Below are 23,215 nucleotides of genomic sequence, written 5' to 3'. Positions count from 1 at the left end.
ACTATGAAAATCAATTTACTTAAAAGCGCATTTATCGGCGCACTTACTTTCACTGCCCTAGCATCTAGCTATGCCAATGCACATGCTCGCTGGTTAGTGCCTTCGCACACATCTCTTTCAGGCGACAAAGCACATTATGTGATGATCGATGCCAGTATTTCGAATGAAATTTTCGCACCAGATAAAGCATATCGTCCAGCACAAAAAGGCGCGGAATATGATGATAATCTGATTATGGCAATCGGCCCTGATGGCAAACCAGTTAGCGATAAAATTCGTGCATATTATCTGCAACGTAAAAATTCAGCGGCGGTAAAACTAGCTGGGGAAGGTACTTATCATATAACGATGAGCCAAGAACCACGACTAATGACTTTTTATAAAGATGCCAAAGGCGAACGTGGCCGTGTATTTGGCCCTAAAGACAGTAAAGATATCCCAGCTGATGCAACCGATATTAAAACCACAAAATCGATTGCAACGGTAGATACATTTGTAAGCCGCAACGGCACCTCAAAACCTGCGCTACTTGGTCAAGGCTTAGAGATCAGCGGCCCGACTCATCCTAATGATTTATTTGTTGGTGAAGAGGCACGTTTTCAGTTATTAAAAGACGGTAAACCTGCTGCCAACATAGAACTTGCCATCTTAAAAGGTGATACACGTTATCGTAACGAACGTGGCGAAGTTAAAGTAACCACAGATAAAAACGGCTTTTTCACTAACACATGGCAACACCCTGGACTATACCTGATTGAAGCAAGTGTGAGCGAAGGTTCAACTGAAAAAGGTATCGATAGCGTACGTTATTCATTATTTACTACATTAGATGTAGCACCTGAATAAAACCCCTCATTAAAAATAAAGGCCAAGTAACTTAGCTTGGCCTACAACTCTAAATAAACACATAAACAACTTAGCGCCAAAATTTTTCTAAAATTTGAATTTAATTCTTTTATTTTCCCTCTTTTGGGTTCATATTATAAACAATTAAATTAACATAACTATAAAATATTTAACGGAAATAAATATTATGAAAAATGGACTTTATACCAACCTAATTCAAACCAGAAATAATCCTCATTTAAATTTAATAGCAAGCACTACAGGCTTAGCTTTACAGTACCACTAAACACAACAAAACCAACAACAAGGAAAGTAATATGAAATGGAGTTTTTTAATCCAGCTAGCTTTGATCCTAACTCTCACAGCCTGTGGCTCAGGAGGTGGTGACTCAGAAAAAAAACCAACCAATAAAGTCACTAACAATAAACCCGTTGCCATGATCAGTGCACCAACCGGTGAAATGCGGGTAAATACCGCGCTAACATTTAGCGGTACAAAAAGTAGCGATCCCGACGGCGATTCATTAGTTTATAAATGGCGCTTAACCACTGCAGACGGACATAATGAGCTCGCTCTTGCTGTTGATAATGAAAGTAAAGTTGAAGTATCACTTGCTGAAGCAAAGAGTTATAAACTAATTCTAGTTGTGAGCGATGGCAAACTTTCGAGCGCCCCAGTTGAAAAATTAATTGAAATTAAAGCCGAGCCAACGCAATTAATTGCTCATGCAGGACTTACTCAAACAGTAAAACAAGGTGATGTGGTTGCATTAAATGGTGCGCTAAGTAGCACATCTAACGGTGTAATAAATAAATACTTATGGCAGTTTACGGCAAAGCCTCTTACCAGCAATGCAATCATAGAAAATAATAATAGCGTTACCAGCAAATTCATTGCAGATAAAACAGGTGCTTACGCAATAAAGCTAACCATTACTAATTCACTGGGCGAAACAGCAAGCAACGAGGTAATGATAAAAAGTGAGTCTTTATACGAAAATTCAGCTCCTCAAGCGGTTATTAAAGTACAAAATAAAACCGTCGCTCCTCGCAGCATAGTCACATTAGATGGCAAGCAAAGCAGTGACCCTGATCAAGGTGATACACTAAGTTATCTGTGGACTATTACCGCACAACCTGCCGATAGCAACCCGACACTCACTGATAACTTAAGCCATACCGCAGGCTTCTCTTCTTTAGACCTCGGTGAGTACACGCTCTCACTAACAGTTAAAGATCAATATGGTGAAACTGATACCACCACAGTTACTTTAACTGTAGAGATAGCAAATCAAGCTCCTATTGCACAACTTGTAGCTGAGAGAAACATTAACTTAGCTGAAACTATTACTCTGCAATGCGAACAATGCAACGATCCTGAAGGGCAACCCTTGAGCTACCTTTGGCAGATAAAAAGCAGACCTGAGAATAGTATAGCGCAGCTAATCCAAGGTACGACAGCAACCCCTTCTATCAGTGCTGATATTGAAGGTGATTATGTGATCACATTAATCGTATCAGACGGACAGCTTAATTCTGAGCAAGCAACAAGCGTTCTTCACGCTCAAGCCAATGCAAAACCAACAGCGATTATTGCTGATGTAGCACCTATTTTAGTCGATGAAGAAATTCAACTTGATGGCTCACAAAGCACAGATCCTGAAGGCAAAGAGCTTACCTACCAGTGGGAAATTTTATCGCCATTAGGACGTGCTACGCTTTCTAACACAGACGTTGCTAAACCTTACTTTAAAGCATCAGGTGCAGGAAGTTTTGTTATTTCGTTACGTACCAATGATGGTAATAAAGACTCCGATACACAAACAATCACTATCATAGTTAGAGACAATGCAAAGCCAGTCATTATTTCTAAAGGCGAACAATTACGTCAGGCTTTTGTTGGTAATATAGTAACATTTGATGTTAGCCAAAGTTACGACCCTGAAGAGACCAATCTTAATTATACTTGGGGGCTTACCAAGCCTAATGAGTCAAATGCAGCACTGGTAAACATAAAAGATGGCGTCGCTGAATTTACCCCTGATATTATAGGTAGCTATAATGTCACTGTTACTGTTACTGATGCTGAGGGCAATGCAGCTGTAATGGAGTTTGCGATCTCTGCTACCGATTCCGCTTTACTAACAGGCATAGTTAAAGGACAAATTACCAACGTAGCTAAAGTTGGTATCAATAACGCTATACTGATGATAAATGGTAAGCAGCATACTACAAATAGCAGCGGCTTCTTTGAGGCAATAGTTAGTGTTGAACAAGGCGCAACTGTTAGTATTTCTACAGCAGATGAAAGACTGGCAACTAGCGAGTATAGTTCAGCAGCGATAACACAAAATGATTTTATCATTAATATTAATCAAACAAGCCTACCGGTTTTTCAAGATGTAGAAGTCTCTGTATTCGTCTGTCCTGATTTTACTGGACCCGACACCGTAAATCTGCGCTTTAAAATGATCGATACTATTTTAACGTCGAATAGTTTTCAGGCTCAGTATGATGAAACCAAGCCTTTGATATTACAAAAAAGTAATAACACATATCTAGATAGCACACTAAATATTGCACTCCCTGTAACTGCAACATATGAAATAACCGTGGTTGAAGACAATGTGCGCAATACATCTTATTCAAGTACTGCTATTTACTACTCTCAGTCGCCCCCAAACTTAGCGATAATCACCATTTGTAATAATTAGAAAAAACTAAGCCACTTCACGCGTGTTGAAGTGGCTTAGCGTACCTTCCAGATCCAATCTAAAGAATATTAAGAACAACCCTAAATTTGGTATTTTTGACCACTTATTCGCTATACTTATCTGATAATAAAAATAAAAACCAATAAAAACAAATCATTAAATTTTGGCTTTGTTTTTGCTATAAATTAGCAAATCGTAAAATATAATTAACAATGAGAAAATAAATAATGATCAACAAACCTCTTTCTTTGCTAGCCAAAGCCCTTCCTATTGCCACTAGCCTATTGTTTCTCAGTGGCTGTATTGTGCATGTTTCAACCTCGTCAGCCAATATACAACAACAGCAGCAACGCTCAATATCAGCGTCACAATTACAGCAACTAAGTATTAATGCTGAGGCGGGTTCACTTAAAGTGATCGGCTCAACCACAGCAACTAACATCAGCGTAGATGCCACTATTTATACAGCAAAAAGTGATGACCCTTACATACTTACTCTGGAACAAAAAGGCGATAAAGCCGTACTTATAGCAAAAAATTATAGTTCATCAGGAATAGTGGTATATCAAGGTAATTCACCCAGTATTGATTTAGTTATTACTGTGCCAAGCTCATTTAACCTTGAGATTGACGATGACTCTGGCGATATAGATATTGCTGGTGTACTAGGTAATATCATTATAGATGACGACTCAGGGAGCATTCGTATTGATCAAGGTCATCACGTCACAATTGACGATGATTCAGGGGATATCGATCTGCAAAATATTACTGGTAATGTAGAGATCAGTGATGACTCTGGCAGTATTACTGCACGTAACGTTGCTGGCAATATGACTATTGAAGATGATTCGGGTGATATAACCCTTACTAATATCACTGGCAGCGTAGATATTGACGATAACTCTGGCAGCATCAATGCCAAAACTCTAGGCAGTTACATCACCATTGAAGATGAATCGGGTGATATTTATGTTGAACATGTAAATGGCCTAGTCACCATTGAGGATGGCTCAGGCAGTATTCGTGTTAACGACAGTAAAGGTCTCACCATCATTGACGCTGGCTCTGGTGATTTGAGCATCGATAATATCAACGGCCCAGTAAAACTTAACTAACTCTTGATGTAAAACGGCCAAGTAATTGGCCGTTTTTTACTGTCTAATTTTGTGTTGTCGGTCGTGTGATCACAACAACTGCTATATTTTGCTAATCGCAAATACCCTCAGCGTCTTATCGCAATGCTTGATGAGCGTAAATGTGTCATCGTTAGTTTCCCTACCTGCGGTATTTTGCATTAAAAACATCAACAAGTAATAGTAAGCACTGTTTACTACGCATAAAGCTCCTTTTAGTGCCATACAACACACCATTAAAATTCTTTAAAAAAGAATGTTAACACCTATTTTTACTAATTTTCGTTCTTTTAACCTGAGTATATTATTAATCAAGCATCAATAGTGACACTCGAAATTAAGTGATCATCTATTGTTAGGGCTATAACTTATGTATTCAATTAATCGAATCAACGTGACTCTACTTGGTCACCTTTAAGGAGCAAAACATGGCTAAAATACTCAACCCAACTGAACATGATATTGGTGGCTTAAACGTAAAGCGCGTACTGCCTAATTTTGATAAAAAAATGGTGGGACCATTTATCTTTTTTGATCACATGGGACCAAACGATTTTCCTGTTGGCCAAGGGATCAATGTTCGCCCTCACCCGCACATAGGCTTATCAACACTCACTTATTTATTTCGCGGCAGCATTTTACATCGCGACTCGCTAGGTAATAATTTAGAAATCCACCCAGGCGATGTGAACTGGATGACGGCAGGTAAAGGCATTGTTCACTCAGAACGAGAAAGCTTTGAAGTGCGCGCTAACCCGCATCATATTGACGGCTTACAATGCTGGATTGCGCTACCAGAAAATATGACTGAGATTGAGCCTTCATTCACCCATATAAAAAAACAGCAACTACCACACATAATTCATGAAGGTATCATGATGCGCTTAATTGTTGGTGAAGCTTACGGATTAAGCTCCCCAGTTAAAACCTACTCCCCCATGTTTTATATTGATGTGGTTGGCAGCGCCAATAGTCAAATTAAGTCGCCTAACCCACAGCAAGAAACCGCGTTATATGTTATTTATGGAAGCGTTACCGTGGGTCAACAGGATTATCAAGCAGGTGATTTTATCCTACTTGATAACCTCGATACTGATATTCACTTTGCCAGTGATGCACGCTTTATTTTGCTCGGTGGCGATAAATTTGAAAAAGTCCCATACTTGCATTGGAACTTTGTTGCTTATAGCAAAGAACGCTTAGAGCAGGCAAAACAAGACTGGCAAACTCAACGTTTCCCAAAAATCCCTGGTGACGATAAAGAATTTATTCCGCTATAGTAAACAGTATTTTAAGGCATAATAAGTTAGCCAGTATTAGCAAAGGACAACTATGTTAGAGATCGCATTAATTTATTTAGCCGCAGCCATTGTTGCGGTGCCTATCGCAAAACGCCTTGGGTTAGGCTCCGTGCTCGGCTATTTGCTGGCAGGTATTTTAATTGGCCCGTATTTGCTGGGGTTAGTGGGCGATCAAACGTCTGTTATGCACTTTGCTGAATTTGGTGTAGTAATGATGCTGTTTTTAGTCGGCCTTGAACTACAACCTGCTAGGCTTTGGAAGTTACGCCACTCTATTTTAGGGCTTGGGGGGTTGCAAGTAACCCTAACAGCGGCGGTAATTTTTGCAATTTGTTATTGGTTTATGGCCATGCATTGGCAAACAGCACTAGCAATTGGTTTAATGCTCGCACTTTCTTCAACAGCAATTGTGCTACAAAGTCTGGAAGAAAAAGGTTGGCTGAAAAATGAAGCCGGCCAAAATGCGTTTTCGGTACTGCTATTTCAAGATATTGCCGTTATTCCTATTTTAGCATTACTACCATTATTGGCGTTTGAGCCAATGTTAAATGCCACCAGCACGCATAATTCGCTAACTGCCGATTGGCCAGTTTGGGGGCAAGTAACCGCCTCAGTAACAGTGATCGCGGCAATTATTTTAGCTGGTAAGTATATTTCTGCGCCACTATTTAGGTACATTGCTGAAACCAGAATGCGGGAAATATTCACTGTATTTGCGTTATTTTTAGTGGTAGCGATTGCGCTGATTATGCAAAATGTTGGCTTATCTCCAGCGTTAGGGACTTTTTTAGCGGGTGTGGTACTGGCAGAAAGTGAATTTCGTCATGAGTTAGAGGCCGATATAGAACCCTTTAAAGGACTGTTATTAGGATTGTTTTTTGTCGCTGTCGGTGCCTCTATCGACTTTGCATTGTTATTTAATCAATTTACTTTAGTGGTTACATTGGTTGCAGCTTTAATTGTTGTAAAGGCCGCTGTTTTGTATGCCTTAGCACGAACTTTTAAAATTCATCATACCCAGCAACTGTTATTCACTTTAGCCCTAGCACAAGGTGGTGAGTTTGCTTTTGTACTCCTGACGATGACTAATACATTGCAAATTTTAACCCCAGAACAAAGCAACTTAACCACCTTAGTCGTGGCCATCTCAATGTTAATAGCCCCTTTACTATTAATGCTTTACGACACATTACAAAAACGTAGCAACACAACAACAAAACCTGAGTTTGATAAACCAGAGCAGATAAGCCCAGCCAAACACGTAATCATTGCTGGGTACGGCCGTTTTGGACAAATTATGGGGCGCTTACTGAGCACCCAAGGGTATGATATTAGTGTCCTTGATCACAGTCCTAGCCAAATTGATCTGCTGCGTCGCTTTGGTAATACGGTGCATTATGGTGATGCAGCACGTAAAGAACTACTCGAAGCCGCTGGAGCTGATACCGCACAATTACTGGTTATTGCTATTGATAATGCCGACAAAACTCTCGAAATAGTTAAACTTGTCCGCAAACACTTTCCGCACTTAAAGATTGTGGCGCGCGCTAAAGATCGTCGCCATGCTTACCAATTACTTAATTTGCACGTTGATGCGTTTAACCGAGAAACCGTTGACTCTGCCATCAACCTTGCCGTTGAAACCCTAGAACTATTAGGAAATTCAAAGGAAGACTCGCAGCGCGCAGGACACTTATTTAGAGAGCACGATCGTGCCTCAGTACTGCAACTAGCAAAACTGTGGGGCGATGATCACAGTTATGGTGTAGCGGTACGCCAACGTACTGAAGATCTAAAACAAGTACTCAATCAAGATAAACGTGCCAGAGAATCACTCAATACCTGTGACCAAGGTGACTGCGAGGACAACCATAAAGATGCTTAAAATAACTTTAGAGCAATGGCGTATGTTTAGGGCTGTGGTTGAACATGGCGGTTTTAATCAAGCTTCACTAAAAATTTATAAAAGCCAATCAAGTATTCACAATGCTGTTGGTAAAATTGAGACCGCTTTAGGTGTTAAGTTATTTACTATTGAAGGACGTAAAACCGTGATCACCGAAGCTGGTGAGATGATGATGCGCCGCGCTAATTACCTACTCGATGAAGCCGCCAAAATAGAAGCAATTGGGCAGACTCTCAGTGAGGGGATTGAAAGCAAATTACGTATTGCTGTTGATGAAGTTTTTCCGCAAGCACTGCTTTATAAAGTACTCAACAATACCTCGGCAATGTATCCATTATTACGTATTGAATTATACGAATCAGTACTGACTGGCGCGAATGAATTACTAGAGAACACCAGTGCCGATATTGCAATATCGGGATTCACTGGCAAAGCCGGGTTTAGTGAAGAGTTGTGCAATATCGAGTTTACTGCTGTTGCGCACCCAGATCATGCGTTACATAGCATCACTCGGCCTATCACCCTTGAAGATTTAAAATCGCACCGACAAATTGTGGTACGCGATTCTGCCTTACACAATAAACAAGACGGTGGCTGGTTAGGTGCCGACCAGCGCTGGACAGTAAGCCATATGCGGACTTCCATTGATATGATCAGCAACGGCTTAGGCTTTGCTTGGCTACCTAGCACAGCGATTACCAATCAGTTAGCACAAAATCGGCTCAAGCCCCTTAATCTTAGCCACAATAGTAAGCGCAGTGCCATGCTACATTTACTATTTAAAGACGGTGATCGCCTTGGCCCGGCAGCGCGCACATTCATTGGCGAGTTACGATATCAAGTAATGCAGGCTGATCTTGATTGCTAACCAAGGGCTTTCATTCTATTAATTAGAACGAATAGTCCTTTTAAAAGCGATTTTAATCTTCCTTATAAAACTTATACTGCTGCTATTCAAATTAGCGTTTAATCAGGAGTTAAGTTATGCACTACATACGCAAAGCCAGCGAGCGCGGCCAAGTTGATCTTGGTTGGTTACAAAGTCAGCATAGTTTTTCATTTGGCCATTACCATGATCTAAAACACATGGGGGTGTCGGTACTTAGAGTGATCAACGAAGATAAAGTACTTGCTGGTCAAGGCTTTGGCACTCACGGACACCGAGATATGGAAATAATTTCCTATGTCATTTCCGGCGCATTAAAACACCAAGACAGCACTGGTAATGAATACATTGTTCCTGCTGGTGACGTGCAACGGATGAGTGCCGGTAGTGGCATTATGCACAGCGAATATAATGCTTCAAATTCAGCAACAGCGCACTTTTTACAAATTTGGATACAACCCAAATTGCGTGGTATAGCCCCTAGCTATGAGCAAAAAAGTATTCCGCAAACAACTCAGCTTACACCACTTGTTACACCAAATGGCGAACACGGCAGCGTGAGCATCAACCAAGATGCTAGTATCTATCGTTTAAAACTTGATAAGGGTCAATCGCATACATTGCAAACAGCGGATAGAAAAGGTTATTTGCATATTATCTGCGGGAATATAGACGCTAACAAGCAAAATTTTAGTAACGGCGATGCCTTTGCACTAAATCGCAATGAACGGGTAACATTAACAGCCACCAGCAGTTTAGAAGCGCTGTGGTTTGATCTACCAGCATAAAGTAAATAATCAGTAAGTAGAAAAACTAATGACAGTAACAACCCTCTCTATCATCGCATTTGTCGTATTGCTCACCGGCGTGTCAAAAGCAGGCTTTGCAGGAGCGCTTGGAGTGTTTAGTGTCCCTTTACTAATGCTAGTGATGCCCCCTGTTGCCGCAATCGGTTTGATGCTACCAGTACTTATTGTTGCCGATGTCTTTAGTTTAAAAAGTTACTGGCAACAATGGGATATACAGCAACTTAAACGCTTACTACCGGGTTTATTGGTAGGCGTAGTTATTGCACATGCGTTAATTGGCTGGTTAGATGCGGCGTTTATAAAAACAGCGATTGCTATTTTATGTATAGTGTTTGCTATTCGCAGTTTAGCCTTTAGCAAGTTTACTTTTAGTGCCTTAAATAGCCGTTTAGGTGCCTTCTCTATGGGCGGTTTAGCCGGTATTGCAAGTACCTTAGTACATGCTGGCGGCCCACCTTTAATAATGTATTTCAGTACCATTAAGTTACCACCGAAACGATTTGTCGCAACTGTGGCGATTATTTTTGCGATGATGAATGCCGTCAAGCTTATTGGCTTTATTAGTCTGGGTTTAATCGAAATAAAGTGGGCATTAATTGCACTTGCCAGCTTGCCGATTGCTTTTTGTGGTAATCGTTTAGGGATCTGGTTGCAGGGCAAACTCAATACTGCGCAGTTTCTGAAAATAATGAATGTACTACTCTTGTTGCTGGGTATTTGGTTGTTAGTGATGTGATCTGGCTAGTTAAACATTTCGTAGTTAGGTAAACTGATTCAACAAACGCTATTTAAGGCTCTATTTTGTTAAATAACCAACCACTTCGTAAACCCTTCTCTGTACTGGTTGTTATTTATAAAAAAAATAAAGACTGTTTACTGATCCAACGTACCGATGATGCTAACTTTTGGCAATCAGTCACCGGCGGGATTGATGAAGGCGAAACGCCTATTGTGACAGCTTACCGTGAGCTATTAGAAGAAACAGGGATAGATGCCTGCGCACTGGGTTTAACAATACGTGATCACCAAAAAACCAATCAATATACCATTAGAGAGTCATGGCGACACCGCTATCAAGCCAATGCGTTAATTAATACTGAGTATGTTTTTAGTATTTGCGTACCCGATGATATCGCCATTACTTTAGATCCGAATGAGCACACCGATTTTATTTGGCTAACGCAACAACAAGCGGCTGACAAAGCCTGGTCGCCAAGTAATCGCGATGAAATCTTGGCGCTATAGTTTATTTAATTGTTATCAATTGGGTTAACTGCTTACTTGTAGCACTTATTGAAACAATAAGCCCATATTGATTGCTTGTGGCAACCACATCATTGCGTCTGAGGTTAACTCATCGCTAGAAACCTCTAGCTGTAATGCTGTTTGCTTAATCGCCATATTAAAGCTACTTCCTTGTATACAAAAACCGAGTAGCAAATACTGCCAATGAGCTAAAGACCAGACTCTAAATCTATAATGTATACGTGTTAAAGCAAGGTAACATGGTTGCTGAATAGGTAAAATCAACTCATCAGGCATTACTTCTAATTTTGCTATGCAGGCTTCAATTTGTGAAATGAGCTCTAAAATAGGGTAATCTAATGTTATTACCCGCAAACAAGGCGCCGCTTGAATATCAGTATTATTTACTAAACACGTGAGCATTTGCTGTTCGATAGAAAGCTCGGTTGCCGTTACATTTTTTTCAAGACCTTGGGCTACTAACACCTCAGATTTGGTGCGTTCAAATAAGGCTATTTGAGCAGGTAAATCGACCATAGTTTGTTGAGCAACATCGATTATACCTTGTGGTTTAGTTTGTGCTAAAAATTCGGCAAATTGCTCACCTAAATAATATAGACTCCAACTTTTAGAAGGCACCGTCACAATAAATGCTTTAGCAAATGTGGAAAATAACGAATCTCCCATATACTGCGCCAACAATGAAAACTCACAACGTAAACAATCCACAAGCCTTAGCACATAACCTGCAGCGTAAATATCTACTCGCTGCTGGGCTGAAATTTTATCTGTACTTTTAATTAGCGTATCAAGCATAACGCCATCATGCGCATATGCCTGTAAGAGTTTATCATCCAAATCACCACGAACAATTAATACTGTTTGCAACCAATGTTGCACTTGCCTCAATGAATGTTCACTCATAATTTCTCTTTAGCTAAAACCAGCGGTGTAGAAATACAACCTTGTTGGTGGCTATTTTGTACTGGAGCATGAGGAATTTGACCCGCTAATACAGTTTTAGCTTTGTTTAACTCAGCGACTAATTTAGGAAACGCAGGAATATTTGCATCCCATTCCAGTAAAGTCGAGACAGGCCCACATAAAGATTGCGCGAGTTGATACAATTCCCATACAGGTTCAGGAACTGGTTTATCATGGGTATCTATCAAACAATGCCCGCTGAGTGTTGGCCCCGCCAAATGCATTTGCACAATACTTTTAAGCGGTAAGTTTTTTATATATGTCCTTGGGCAAAAACCGTGATTATACGCCGACACATAAACATTATTAACGTCTAGCAGCATAGCACACTGTGTTTGTTCGACCAGCTGCGTAAAAAACTCCGGCTCCGTGAGCGACGAGTTTTGAAACTCTAAATAAGTAGAGGGGTTCTCCAGCACTAATGGCCGCTGTAAAAAGTCTTGTACCTGATTAACCCGGTTAATAACATGCTTTAAGCTTTCCTCAGTAAGCGGCATAGGTAGTAAATCGTGGCTATTTACTCCTGCAAAGCCTGTCCAACATAGATGATCTGATATCCACGCTGGTTTTACAAAATCCGCCAATGCTTTTAACTTTTCTAAATAGTCAAAATCAAGCGCAGAGCTACTGCCTATATTCATAGACACACCATGCATAACAATAGGGAAATCAGCCATCAATTGTTCTAATACATGACGGCCATAGCCATAATTATCGATGTAATTTTCACTAATGATCTCAAACCAATCAACCCCTGTTACTGGTTTTTGCATTAAGTACGGATAATGCTCACTGCGCAACCCCAAACCAAAGCCTAGCGGGTTTATTTGCTCAATAGCAGAAGCAGCAAAAGGCTGCTTCTGTATGTATGATGTCATGTATTCAATCCAATTAAGTTGAAGGCGGAAGCGCTAAGCGAATATCATCTGCAGGTGGCGGCGTAGTTTGCACTCCTTTTGCATTACAATAGGCCTGCCACGCGATACTGTAAACCGCATCACCTTCTTTAAATGGCATTTGCTCTAGAACTTTACCTGTTTCTGGGTCGGTATATGGTTTAGCCGTAGATGCATAGTCTGGTCCATCACCAAATTCAAACAATTGCATCTGGGGTTTTGCTGATGGCTCTTTTGGGAATAGCTGCGAGGCAGAAATCGGCACAGCACAGCCACCTAAATTATTACATTTGTTATTTGCAGGAGCGCTAAATGGACCATCAGCAGGGGCGCTACCACCACAGCTTCCTCCCGGTGTTGTGCTATGCACAAACCCACACCCACCTTGCGCTTTGCAATTGTTCGAACCTTTACAGCTGTGGAAAACTGTTGCGGGAGGCAAATTATTTGAATTTTCTTTTGTATAATCCATACCTTGGCATGCATGGTATAAAACATCCTTAGACATATCCGCAATACCCGCAACCAGATCTGGAGCCTGCCCTGTTGTAGCCCAACAAATAGATACTCGATCGCCCGAACCACCCATTGCAGGACCTGGAAACTCAGTCGTTTTACCACCCCAATAGCGATCCAATGCTGTGGTAAGTCCTTTTAAAGTGCCAACCGCTGATTCACTAAAAATTTGATGTGTTTGTGCACGACGTTCAGGGCTAGAAAACAAATTATTCAATGCTTTTTCTACATCAACTACAGCAGGTAAATCTGGGTGCTTATGCTTAGCCTTATCGCCACCTTGCGGGTTAAGCATTGCTACTGTAAATTTACCGCACAAGTTATGCCACGTTTGCCAGGTCATATACACTTGGGCCGCGTTGTTATCACTGTAAGATTGACCCTCTTGGTATTCATATTGAATAATCAAATCAAGTACATCAGCAAAGGTAATAAAATGATCTTTTTTAGTATTTGTAATACGTGCGCATGCAATACCAGATAACGGAAGTGGCTTTTGCCCAGCGCTATCCGCTGGGTAATCTTCTTTTAGGTTATCAGCATTAGGTTGAAACTTAGCAGCGACCTGATGATCATCTGCCTCAATCGGTGTGCTTTTCAATGCTACCGTTTGTTGCTGCAAATACGTTATTACCCAACTCTCTGCCGCCCAGCGGCTGCAGATTTCAGAAACAACACCTTTACCTTCACCTTGATCCGTTATTGCATTGATATTATTAACAATTTCAATTTTTAACTTATCTAGATCATTACTTTCATTGATTGAACCATTAATCCCCGGGTATTGCGGTTTATATTCGGCTGAGTCACGAGTATTAAAGTAATCACGTTGCACGGAATCAGGTTTAGCTGGATTCACCAAAATATCAATTAAGCTACTACCATCCTCATACACAATTTCAAGATAGTCCCAATAACAGCAATACATATGCCCGATAGAACCAAACATAGGTAAATCAACTTCTGTATCTGTTGCTTTAAACCAATCAAAAGGAGCTGTTTCAAAGTATTTAGGGCGAACTCCATCTAAATCTTTATTAATTATTAATTTTTTTGCACTTTCCTCGGTTTCTTCAATCAATAAAAACAGTAAAGCCTGCTCTTTTGTCAATGCAGCTGCATTGACTCGCATATCTTGTAGCGTTTGACCCTGAAAGTGAGTTGTAAAGTATTCTTTCACTTTAGGGCTAAGTTTTGATAAATCACGGCTGCAGTCTTTAAAATCTAAGATATGCGGGATTTGCGTTGTATCGTCATAACAATGCCAACCAAACTTTTCTGTTTGCAGTGCATTACTGGTAAATGAAGGAGTTAGATTTAGTTTACTGGCGATATTAGAAGCCAACTGTAAATGCAGCATTTCTTCTATAAACACACTATAAACAGCATTAAACGCCTGTTCATTTACGCTCAGTGGCTTGCTGGGTTTTGGCGTTGGAGTAATATCTAATTTTGCTATTCGTTCATTAGGAATAAAGCCTGCTGTTGCCCCTAACCCAGGCCATAAACGCTCGGGATACAAGCCTTCATCCCCACCTATTGCATGCATGCCTTGTATTGAATACAGACCTGTCATATATAACGGGATGGTAAATAACTCAACGTTAATCGCAGCTTGTGCGATGGCTTTTATACACGCAATATCAGCGTCTTTGTAACTTACGGGACGCTCTTTAATTTTTTTGTATTGTTTGATGCTGACTTTAAGATCAAGATCGAGGTTAATCCTTACCGCCTTTTGTGCACTCTGCATTTTCAATTGCTCCATGATGACAGTTATATGCGACCAAGAAACTTGTCGCGTAAGTCAAATGAGTGTAGAAGGTTTCATCAGCGATGCAGTATTACAATACATTACAAAAGTAGATATTTGGTACAGAAGTAAAACTAATACTTTATTCAAAAACAGTAAAAAGCGCGTTGATAAGCACATTAAAGTGGCGTCCGTTCACCCAACAAGCATTATGCTGTTTCGGCTCAGTAATATCGTTTACCCGCTAGTAGCAATCATTTTACTGCGAATATTTACCTCTATCGGCATCATTGTAGATTTGCAAGTAAGATTTAATACTGAATATCCTTGTTATACCCAGCCCCAAAAGCTAGGTATAACAAGTGGATAAATAGCCGGCGCTATAACCGCTGTTTGTTACTATAAATACTTTAACCAAGGTTTATTTGCTTTGCGCTTATAGTGACTAAATGCCTTAGTTGGCCAATATAACGTAACGGCTAACACAACCGTAATTAACCAAATCCATGTAATATCATTTACGGCAAAATATGCACCATGATTAGCACCAAAAATAGCACTGCAAATTGTGTATAAAATCAATAAAACGTAAAGATGAAAAATATAAAAGAACATCGGCACCGAGCCATACACTCTTAAAGCATTACTAAAGCGATTTAACGGACGCTCAAAAAACCATAAGCCAAAAAACATCAGCGCTAAAGTGATTAATAAAAAGCTCAGTGAAGGTGGATATTTGGTAACGTTAAATATCGACATAGCCGTTTGCACTGCTGTTGAAAACTGCTGCCAAGGTAGCGTTTCGCCATAGATATTTAAGCCGCGTAAAATAGCAAATAACGCTATACACGCTAAGCCCAAACCAATCAGCCACTGTTTACGATCTTCACTGTCTCGATTATGTGCGTACAGTGGGCCTGCGCAGTAACCAAGTAATATAACCCCAATCCAAGGTAATACTGGGTAACTGATTTTGACATTAACTAAACCACCTTCAGAGATAAAGCCGCGATCGTGCTGAATAGTCCATAAGGTATAACCCCACTCATCAGGACTGAAGGTAATTGGTGTAAGTAAGTTATGACCAAAAACAATCAATAAACCCAATGCTAACAATAGTCGTTGCGGTAAGTTAATTAGTAATGCCAGAGCCAGCATACACAGGCCAATAGCCCATATCACTTGTAGAAAAATAGTCGGGATAAACCAAATCCACAAAAAGCAAATAACCGTAACTTCAAGGGCAATTAAAAACAACCCCCGCTTAACTAAAAAACTACGAGCAGAGCGCACTTTACCTGAGCTTGGGTGGCTATAAAGCCACGCCGAAAGCCCTGTTAAAAAGATAAAGGTTGGCGCGCAAAAGTGCGCAGCAAAACGGCTCCAAAACAGCCCTGGAGAGGTAACGTCAACATCCATTGGGTCTAATACCGGCATTTGCGAGAAAAAACGCTCTCGCACATGATCAAGTAGCATGAGTAAGATAACCACGCCACGCATAATATCGATACTGTGAATACGGTTTTTAACTTGTTCAGAAGTCATATGTTATACCCAATTTAAACTGTGTTGGTGCACCAGGGTAGGCCCATAATGCGTTGTAGCTACTGGCTATGTAGCTTTCATCAAATACATTATCAACATTAAGTGAAACATTTGTCCGTTCAGTCGCCTGCCATTGAGCAAATAAACCCACCAGCTGATAACTTGGTAAGTTAAAAGATAAGCTTATTGGGTCGCCTAGTCGCTCTGAAATATATTGATAATGACCACCAAATTTAATGTCTTGCTCAAGTACACGGGTATTGTGATTTAAAGAAAGCGAAAAATTATTTTTTGGTACGTTAACTAACGGGCTACCTTTAGGAATAGGCTCTAACCACTCAACATTAATCATGTCTTTGGCTGTTTCAGCCTTTACGTAAGCATACGAAAGTGTGTACTGAGTGTTTTCACCTAAACTACCAGTCAGATCAACCTCAATACCTTTACTGGTTACTTTACCAATAGGTTTTGAATAACCCTTATCATCAGCCACCAACATGTTGCCTTTGCTAGCATCAAATAAAGCGATGGTACCGCTAACGTTGTCAAAGCCAAACTTCACACCCACTTCAAAGGAATCACTTTCTTCAAAACCAAACGATTTACCCTTAGCATCAGTACCACTTAAAGGTATAAACCCTTCGGAATAGCTGGTATAAAGGTTAATCGCATCATTTAGCTCATATACCATCCCTAGCCGTGGGCTAAGTCGGTTCATCGTGCTATCTGAGGCAACGCCTGACTTAGTCTCGAAAATATTCTGCTCAATTTCATCAAACCGCAATCCCAGCATTAATTTAAAACGCTCGGTAAGGTCTAACTGATCTTGTACATAAATACCGTATGCCTTTTGCTTTTCGTTGTTTTCATACAGTTGCGCAACATCGGGGCCTTGCCCTTCACTGTAGTTTGGCTGATAAATATTTAATGTGTACGTATCTTTACCACCACGATAACGATAAAGCCCAGTGCGAAGCTCATAGTCATACCCATCAACACCAATCAAAACATGGTTAGTGATATCAGCAAGATCAAAATGACCACTTAATTCTGCGCGTACTGACAAATCATTAGAGTAATAATCTCTATAACGGTGTTGACGCGTAAGCATAGGATTATCTAAAGACAAAGTCTGTCTTGGAGGAGATAGTTCAGCATCAGACGAAAAACCTGTTAACGTAGCGGTACGATGGTTAGCGCCCAATAAGAGTGACCAGTCGCGATTAAAGTCATAGTCATAATTAAGTTGGTGTCCGCGAGAGTGCACTTTAGTTGGCGCATCATTAGGGTTACCTAAAAAGCGACTTCTAGGTACGGTGTCAAAATTATCGTTAAGTACAACAATACCTCGGTCATACATTTGCTGCTGGTCAACGTACTCAAACTCATACGTTAATGACGATTTATCATTGATGCTGTAATACAAAGAAGGCGTGATCACAAACTTATCATGATGTACGTGATCTCGAAAACTGTCACTATCTTGCCATGCACCATTAATTCGAAATGCAATATCTTCAGTTAGGCCGTTAGTGTAATCACCTTGCACACGTTTATGATCTTCACTGCCAAGTTCAGCTTTTAACTGGCCTTGCTGATAGAACTGTGGTTTTTTAGTAATGATATTAATTGTACCACCTGGTTCAGAACGACCATAGAGTGCAGAACCAGGACCTTTTAACACTTCAATATATTCAATGTTAGATACATCACGTGGTCCCGCAAAACCTCGCCCACCACTAAAGCCATTAATTAAATAGCCGGATGGCATATTTTCATTACCCGATAGCCCCCGTATAGAGTAGCTATCCCACAATGCCCCGCCATTATTTTTACGAGAAATACTGGCAGAAAAATCCAGTGCATCTCTAAACTTGGTAATGCCATTATCAACCATCATTTCTTTACTTAATGTGGTAATTGACTGCGGTAATTCTTTAAGCGGAATATCGCCTCTAAAGGCTTGCTTATGTGCAATGGTGATGGTTTCTATATCTGATTCTGTGGCATTAGAGCCAAAAGAAAGTGCTGCAAAGACAAGAGTTAATGCTGAGTACTTCATGATCCACTTTTAATAATAGCTAGGTTTGTTTGGATATAATATAACATACTAAAAAATAGTGATACATTATAACGTTTAGTTTAATAAAAAATAAATAAACCTGTCTAAAAATCAAGCTATTAATTATAAGCAAATTACGTTAAGGTTTAGCTCTGAGCAATATTTAAGGATGATTATGAAAGCCCTCGTTTACATAGCCTGCTTAATTTTTTCGTTTAATACTTTATCGCAAAGTAATGATATTTCAGATAAAAGGCCCATAGCAGACATTCAAGCTCAATACTTAGATCTACAAGGTGTTTGGCACCGACTACAAAAAATACCTAATCATGAATAACCGCTAGAATTATTGAATATTCAGGGTAAAGGCTATGCAGAAACCAGCTTTGTCATTTCAAAAAGCGGCACAGTGAAGAATATAATAATAAATAATACCGATCCAAAACGCTATGGCCGCCAGCTACAAACGGCTACCCGACAACTTGTTCATAAATGGCATTGGCCTGAGCAAGAGCAAGCGACTAACCTCACTATGCGCTTTGATTATTGCTTTGACAAAGATGTCACTCGTGACGAAATAATTAGCCACTGTATTAAGCAATCAAAGCAACTGTGCAGTTAATTTATTTTGATCAGTATATTGAGCCTAAGGCCTGTATTGCCTACAATGGCACACAATATATTCAATGCAGATCACAATTATGACTGATACAAATAAACCAGAATTACCAGATCAACTTTCGATCAACCCACGTAGCAAATTTTATGTAGAAGAAGTATTCGAGCATGAAATCGGCATTACACTTAACGGCAAAGAGCGTTTTGACGTTGAAGAGTACTGCATCAGTGAAGGTTGGATCAAAGTAGCCGCACCTAAAGCACTAGACCGCCGCGGCCAGCCATTACTTATGAAAGTAAAAGGCACAGTAGAAGCGTTTTATAAGTAAACTAACTGTTTACTGTAAATGAAAAAGCCGACTGAAGTCGGCTTTTTTGTGTTTAACTTTTAATTAATTTCACCTTACTAACGAAAGCCAATACAGAGCAAACTTTATAACAAATTATAATTTGTCATTAAGTTTGACAAATTATAATTTGCCAACTAACCTGACAAAATATAATTTGTCACGAGGTGTGTTATGAAAAACATTGTTGGTCAGGCTGCGAGAAGTACGAACTTTTGGGGTAGACCCTATGAACTTGCAGACATTTGGGAAGCAATAGACAACGGCAGTCATATTCTTTTATGCGCTCCTCGCCGTGTAGGTAAAACATCAATAATGTATAAAATAGTTGATGAGCCTAAAGCAAATTATATCCCCATTTATATTGATACAGAGTCAGCGGATTCTGAGGCAGAGTTTTGGTCAAAAGTTTTTAATGCGCTAATGGAAGAAGACTTTATTGCAAGCCTAAAAACAAAAGCTAAAAACTTCATGGATCAAATTAAAAATATCAACGTCAGATCTATAACGATGGAAGGCGTTGAGTTTGGTGATGGCGATAAGCTAAATCATAAACAAGCTTTTTATCGACTAATTAAAGATTTAGATCATGATAAAAAGCTCATCATTATGATTGATGAGTTTGCTCAGACCATTGAAAACATAATAAAGTACGAAGAATCTAAAAACGCAATCAGCTTACTAAAAGCCCATAGAGAATTACGACAAGATCAGAAGTTTTCACAAAAAGTGACTTTTATCTACGCAGGCTCTATAGGCTTAGAGAGCGTAGTATCCAAAATTGACGCAGGCTCTATAGGCTTAGAGAGCGTAGTATCCAAAATTGACGCTATTAAACACATTAACGATTTAAACAATATAAAAGTCCCGCCTTTAACTTTCCCCGAAGCAGAGCAGTTTACTATCGCACTGTTCAAAAGCGCAGAGATTAAAATCAATAAAACTGATATTGATCATTTACTTCATACCATACATTGGCTGATCCCGTTTTATATCCAACTCATCACTCAAGAAATTAAAAAAATATGCCGAAGAGGGCAAAAACTTGACCAAACTGTTATTGATCAAGCAATTCAAAATGCATTAGATAACCGCAATCATTTTGAGAGCTGGCAAAGTAAGCTGAAAACCGCATTAGGCAACAATGAGTATTTATTTTGTAAAGAAGTACTGAATGCTATTTCGAACCAAAAAGAGATTAACTTGCTCGATATTATGAATATTGCCAGTAAACATGACTTAAACGACAGTGAAGCAAAAGATTGCCTGCACTCACTAATATACGATGGCTATATTAACAATAACGACAACAATAAAACCTATCAATTTAACTCTCCGATCTTAAGAATGTGGTGGAACAAAAATGTCGCAAACTAATTACTCACGCTATAAATACACGCCTGATGAAATTGATGAAAAAGAATTTTTAGCTAAGTTTGTTGTGCGAAATCATGATTTTGACGACATTTTTGATGACATAAAAAATAGTGATTACACGGTTCCTAGCCAACACTTTATAATTGTCGGTCAGCGAGGTCAGGGCAAAACAACCCTTTTAAGAAAAATAAAACTCGCAGTACAAGCAGAGCCAACATTAGCCGACTTTCTAATTCCTATAAAATTCTCAGAGGAACAATATCAAATTCGTTCGCTCAGTCGCTTATGGGAAGAAATTGCTGATTATTTACAATGCACAGCCGAAGATGACCTTGCTACCATACATGATGATATGGAAAGCCATTTTGACGATGCCGACTACGAACTAAAAAGCTTTTCATACTTAGAAAAATCAGTAAAAGCGAAAAATAAAAAACTATTACTGTTGATAGACAACATTGACGAGCTACTAGGCAAATTAAAAGAAAAAGAGCAACGCAGACTCAGAGAAATACTCCTCACATCGCCAACTCTAAAAATCATTGGCGGTTCAACTAAAATGCTAGAGCAGCATTTTGACTACGGAAAACCGTTTTACGAATTTTTTAAAATTATTAAACTTACCGGTTTAAACAAACAGGAGTGTTTTGATTTTCTTGCCAGTATGGGCGATGAACAACAAAAGAAAAAAATAGCCAGTATCATTAAAAATACCCCCGAGCGTATAGAAACTTTACGCCGTTTAACCGGCGGTGTACCGAGAACAATCGTAATGCTTTTCGATATTTTTGTAGATGATGGCGGTAATGCCTTTGATGACTTATTAAAAATACTCGATGATGCCACCCCTTTATATAAACACCGCATGGACGACCTACCTGATACTTTGCAAGATATAACGCACACCATAGCAATGAACTGGGACGGCATCAGTACTAAAGATATTGCAAAAAAAACTCGTTTAGAGAGTAAAACCGTATCCGCCCAGATTAAGCAATTAGAAACTAAGTACGGCATTGTTGAATCTATTTCCATCGGTAAAAATAAGATTTATAAAATTGAAGAGCGATTTTTTAATATTTGGTATTTAATGCGTTTTGGCCGTAAAAAAGATCGCCAAAAAGTCGAGTGGTTAGTTAACTTTTTAACATCCTGGTGCAACCCTGCGGACCTAGAACGTAGAGCCAAAAATTTTATGACCGCAATTCGTGGCGGTAAAATTCATGACTCTTACGTTTATCACATGTGTGAAGCGCTCAGCTATGCTGGTTTAGATATAAACACCGAACATGAAATGAAAGAAAGCACCAAAACCTATTTAACGTCAAAAAAATCCAGTTTCGTTAATGACCTATCAGCATCAGATAGAGAAATTATAAAAGAGGCATGGCAGCTAACTTATGAAAATAAGATCGATGAGGCGATTAAGTTACTCATAAAATCGCAAAAGAATAGCGCAAACGTTTTAGGAGCTATTGGTCATCTGTATCATGAAAAAAAATTGTACCTTGAAGCTGAAGAGTATTACTTACAGGCCATAACAAAAGGAAGCTCTTATACACTTGTTAACCTAGGTTATTTATACCAAGATCAACAACAATTTAATAAAGCGGAAGAACGTTACCTGCAAGCACTTGAACTAAATGAAAAAAATGCTCTTTTACATTTAGGCTTTTTATATCAAGAACAACAACTATTTGATAAGGCAAAAACTTGCTACATACAGGCTATTGATGCTGATGTAGAAGATTCCATAATGCAATTAGCCTCGCTTTATTTTCAGCTAGGTAATGAGCACGAAAAAGCTCTTGAACTGACTAAAACAGCGTATGAAAAGCAGCCAAGTTCGTATGTAACATGCCTTTACTCCGTAGTTTCATTATGGACTGAAAAGCTACCACAAAGTTATAATTTATTTATGCAATACCTTGACAGTAATGGTAGAACCTATGACATAAAGTTTCACGATAATGCTATTGCTCTTTACTTTACTTTGCTTATGGCCAAAAAGCAGCTTTATAAAACAAAAGAGCTATTAGAGCTACCTGAACACGCCTTAAAAGATAAATGCAAACCTGTTTGGTATGCCTTGATGACCTTGATGCAAGATGACTTCCCCCATGAGCTCACTAAAATGGGCGGTGAATTACAAGAAAGTGTTGATGAGATTTTGCAGCAAGTGGTTGAGTTTGAGAAAAAGTACGCGCTGAGTTAAGCGTTATCTAAGTTTTATAAGCTTAACGAAAAAGACGCCATCGCGTCTTTTTCGTTTTC

At 39.4% G+C, this 23,215-nt stretch carries 19 protein-coding genes; 14 read left to right on the top strand and 5 right to left on the bottom strand.

Features of this window, described 5'->3' with window-relative positions; translation table 11 throughout:
* Window positions 1–3: 3 nt before the first annotated feature.
* The 9 genes from PVK79_RS01890 (at window position 4) to nudB (ending at window position 10,843) form a co-directional block, all read left to right on the top strand.
* Window positions 4–846, top strand: coding sequence for a DUF4198 domain-containing protein (locus PVK79_RS01890; protein ID WP_182717530.1), 843 nt, complete (start codon window positions 4–6; stop codon window positions 844–846).
* A gap of 317 nt (window positions 847–1,163) precedes the next feature.
* Entirely contained in the window at window positions 1,164–3,560 is a 2,397-nt protein-coding gene (locus PVK79_RS01885) for a PKD domain-containing protein (protein ID WP_257325199.1), read from the top strand.
* A gap of 227 nt (window positions 3,561–3,787) precedes the next feature.
* Entirely contained in the window at window positions 3,788–4,678 is an 891-nt protein-coding gene (locus tag PVK79_RS01880) for a DUF4097 family beta strand repeat-containing protein (RefSeq protein WP_145240195.1), read from the top strand.
* A 446-nt stretch (window positions 4,679–5,124) separates the two neighbouring features.
* Window positions 5,125–5,976 (top strand): pirin family protein, encoded by an 852-nt coding sequence (locus PVK79_RS01875; RefSeq protein WP_145240193.1) that lies wholly within the window; start codon window positions 5,125–5,127, stop codon window positions 5,974–5,976.
* 52 nt (window positions 5,977–6,028) lie between these two features.
* Window positions 6,029–7,882, top strand: coding sequence for a monovalent cation:proton antiporter-2 (CPA2) family protein (locus PVK79_RS01870; protein WP_145240191.1), 1,854 nt, complete (start codon window positions 6,029–6,031; stop codon window positions 7,880–7,882).
* Window positions 7,875–8,771 carry a LysR family transcriptional regulator gene (locus PVK79_RS01865; protein WP_149982269.1) on the top strand — a complete coding sequence of 299 codons (897 nt, stop codon included), beginning with the start codon at window positions 7,875–7,877 and terminating at the stop codon, window positions 8,769–8,771. The genes PVK79_RS01870 and PVK79_RS01865 overlap by 8 nt, the downstream gene beginning before the upstream one ends.
* 116 nt (window positions 8,772–8,887) lie before the next feature.
* On the top strand, window positions 8,888–9,577 hold the full coding sequence (locus tag PVK79_RS01860; RefSeq protein WP_257325198.1) for a pirin family protein: 690 nt from the start codon (window positions 8,888–8,890) through the stop codon (window positions 9,575–9,577).
* Between the two features lie 28 nt (window positions 9,578–9,605).
* The gene (locus tag PVK79_RS01855; protein WP_257325197.1) at window positions 9,606–10,334 is read left to right on the top strand and encodes a sulfite exporter TauE/SafE family protein; all 729 of its coding nucleotides are present in this window, start codon (window positions 9,606–9,608) and stop codon (window positions 10,332–10,334) included.
* Between the two features lie 65 nt (window positions 10,335–10,399).
* Window positions 10,400–10,843, top strand: a complete 444-nt coding sequence (nudB, locus tag PVK79_RS01850) for a dihydroneopterin triphosphate diphosphatase (RefSeq protein ID WP_257325196.1) — start codon at window positions 10,400–10,402, stop codon at window positions 10,841–10,843.
* A gap of 45 nt (window positions 10,844–10,888) precedes the next feature.
* Here the strand turns inward: nudB and PVK79_RS01845 are convergent, their stop codons facing one another.
* The 5 genes from PVK79_RS01845 to PVK79_RS01825 all read right to left on the bottom strand — a co-directional run bounded on the left by PVK79_RS01845 (window position 10,889) and on the right by PVK79_RS01825 (window position 18,599).
* Complete coding sequence (locus PVK79_RS01845; RefSeq protein WP_182717537.1) at window positions 10,889–11,767, bottom strand: HvfC/BufC N-terminal domain-containing protein; 879 nt, start codon at window positions 11,765–11,767, stop codon at window positions 10,889–10,891.
* On the bottom strand, window positions 11,764–12,705 hold the full coding sequence (bufB, locus tag PVK79_RS01840; protein WP_182757862.1) for an MNIO family bufferin maturase: 942 nt from the start codon (window positions 12,703–12,705) through the stop codon (window positions 11,764–11,766). Before bufB ends, PVK79_RS01845 begins: the two co-directional genes overlap by 4 nt.
* 13 nt (window positions 12,706–12,718) lie before the next feature.
* The gene (locus PVK79_RS01835; RefSeq protein WP_257325195.1) at window positions 12,719–14,992 is read right to left on the bottom strand and encodes a ferritin-like protein; all 2,274 of its coding nucleotides are present in this window, start codon (window positions 14,990–14,992) and stop codon (window positions 12,719–12,721) included.
* A 399-nt stretch (window positions 14,993–15,391) separates the two neighbouring features.
* Window positions 15,392–16,537: an acetyltransferase domain-containing protein gene (locus PVK79_RS01830; RefSeq protein WP_257325194.1), complete on the bottom strand. Its 1,146-nt coding sequence runs from the start codon at window positions 16,535–16,537 to the stop codon at window positions 15,392–15,394.
* Window positions 16,527–18,599 (bottom strand): TonB-dependent siderophore receptor, encoded by a 2,073-nt coding sequence (locus PVK79_RS01825; RefSeq protein WP_257325193.1) that lies wholly within the window; start codon window positions 18,597–18,599, stop codon window positions 16,527–16,529. The genes PVK79_RS01830 and PVK79_RS01825 overlap by 11 nt, the downstream gene beginning before the upstream one ends.
* Window positions 18,600–18,774: 175 nt before the next feature.
* Here PVK79_RS01825 and PVK79_RS01820 point away from each other — a divergent pair, with 175 nt between their 5' ends.
* From PVK79_RS01820 to PVK79_RS01800, 5 genes are all read left to right on the top strand, one after another.
* A complete protein-coding gene (locus PVK79_RS01820; protein WP_257325192.1) occupies window positions 18,775–18,936 on the top strand; it encodes a hypothetical protein in 162 nt (53 codons plus the stop codon).
* A gap of 72 nt (window positions 18,937–19,008) precedes the next feature.
* Complete coding sequence (locus PVK79_RS01815; protein ID WP_257325191.1) at window positions 19,009–19,221, top strand: hypothetical protein; 213 nt, start codon at window positions 19,009–19,011, stop codon at window positions 19,219–19,221.
* Between the two features lie 79 nt (window positions 19,222–19,300).
* Entirely contained in the window at window positions 19,301–19,546 is a 246-nt protein-coding gene (locus PVK79_RS01810; RefSeq protein ID WP_149982278.1) for a DUF3297 family protein, read from the top strand.
* 192 nt (window positions 19,547–19,738) lie between these two features.
* The gene (locus PVK79_RS01805) at window positions 19,739–20,941 is read left to right on the top strand and encodes an AAA-like domain-containing protein (protein WP_257325190.1); all 1,203 of its coding nucleotides are present in this window, start codon (window positions 19,739–19,741) and stop codon (window positions 20,939–20,941) included.
* The gene (locus PVK79_RS01800; protein ID WP_257325189.1) at window positions 20,928–23,156 is read left to right on the top strand and encodes an NACHT domain-containing protein; all 2,229 of its coding nucleotides are present in this window, start codon (window positions 20,928–20,930) and stop codon (window positions 23,154–23,156) included. Before PVK79_RS01805 ends, PVK79_RS01800 begins: the two co-directional genes overlap by 14 nt.
* Window positions 23,157–23,215: the final 59 nt, after the last annotated feature.

Source organism: Pseudoalteromonas rhizosphaerae (genome assembly GCF_028885455.1).
Classification (GTDB): Bacteria; Pseudomonadota; Gammaproteobacteria; order Enterobacterales; family Alteromonadaceae; genus Pseudoalteromonas; species Pseudoalteromonas rhizosphaerae.
The sequence above is the reverse complement of the archived record's forward strand: the minus strand, read 5'-3'. Positions and strand labels throughout refer to the sequence as shown.

Bases quoted from the DNA above. Each gene is read 5' to 3' on its own strand.
- PVK79_RS01890 (WP_182717530.1), top strand. From the start codon at position 4: ATGAAAATCAATTTACTTAAAAGCGCATTTATCGGCGCACTTACTTTC.
- PVK79_RS01885 (WP_257325199.1), top strand. From the start codon at position 1,164: ATGAAATGGAGTTTTTTAATCCAGCTAGCTTTGATCCTAACTCTCACA.
- PVK79_RS01880 (WP_145240195.1), top strand. From the start codon at position 3,788: ATGATCAACAAACCTCTTTCTTTGCTAGCCAAAGCCCTTCCTATTGCC.
- PVK79_RS01875 (WP_145240193.1), top strand. From the start codon at position 5,125: ATGGCTAAAATACTCAACCCAACTGAACATGATATTGGTGGCTTAAAC.
- PVK79_RS01870 (WP_145240191.1), top strand. From the start codon at position 6,029: ATGTTAGAGATCGCATTAATTTATTTAGCCGCAGCCATTGTTGCGGTG.
- PVK79_RS01865 (WP_149982269.1), top strand. From the start codon at position 7,875: ATGCTTAAAATAACTTTAGAGCAATGGCGTATGTTTAGGGCTGTGGTT.
- PVK79_RS01860 (WP_257325198.1), top strand. From the start codon at position 8,888: ATGCACTACATACGCAAAGCCAGCGAGCGCGGCCAAGTTGATCTTGGT.
- PVK79_RS01855 (WP_257325197.1), top strand. From the start codon at position 9,606: ATGACAGTAACAACCCTCTCTATCATCGCATTTGTCGTATTGCTCACC.
- PVK79_RS01845 (WP_182717537.1), bottom strand. From the start codon at position 11,767: ATGAGTGAACATTCATTGAGGCAAGTGCAACATTGGTTGCAAACAGTA.
- bufB (WP_182757862.1), bottom strand. From the start codon at position 12,705: ATGACATCATACATACAGAAGCAGCCTTTTGCTGCTTCTGCTATTGAG.
- PVK79_RS01835 (WP_257325195.1), bottom strand. From the start codon at position 14,992: ATGCAGAGTGCACAAAAGGCGGTAAGGATTAACCTCGATCTTGATCTT.
- PVK79_RS01830 (WP_257325194.1), bottom strand. From the start codon at position 16,537: ATGACTTCTGAACAAGTTAAAAACCGTATTCACAGTATCGATATTATG.
- PVK79_RS01825 (WP_257325193.1), bottom strand. From the start codon at position 18,599: ATGAAGTACTCAGCATTAACTCTTGTCTTTGCAGCACTTTCTTTTGGC.
- PVK79_RS01820 (WP_257325192.1), top strand. From the start codon at position 18,775: ATGAAAGCCCTCGTTTACATAGCCTGCTTAATTTTTTCGTTTAATACT.
- PVK79_RS01810 (WP_149982278.1), top strand. From the start codon at position 19,301: ATGACTGATACAAATAAACCAGAATTACCAGATCAACTTTCGATCAAC.
- PVK79_RS01805 (WP_257325190.1), top strand. From the start codon at position 19,739: ATGAAAAACATTGTTGGTCAGGCTGCGAGAAGTACGAACTTTTGGGGT.
- PVK79_RS01800 (WP_257325189.1), top strand. From the start codon at position 20,928: ATGTCGCAAACTAATTACTCACGCTATAAATACACGCCTGATGAAATT.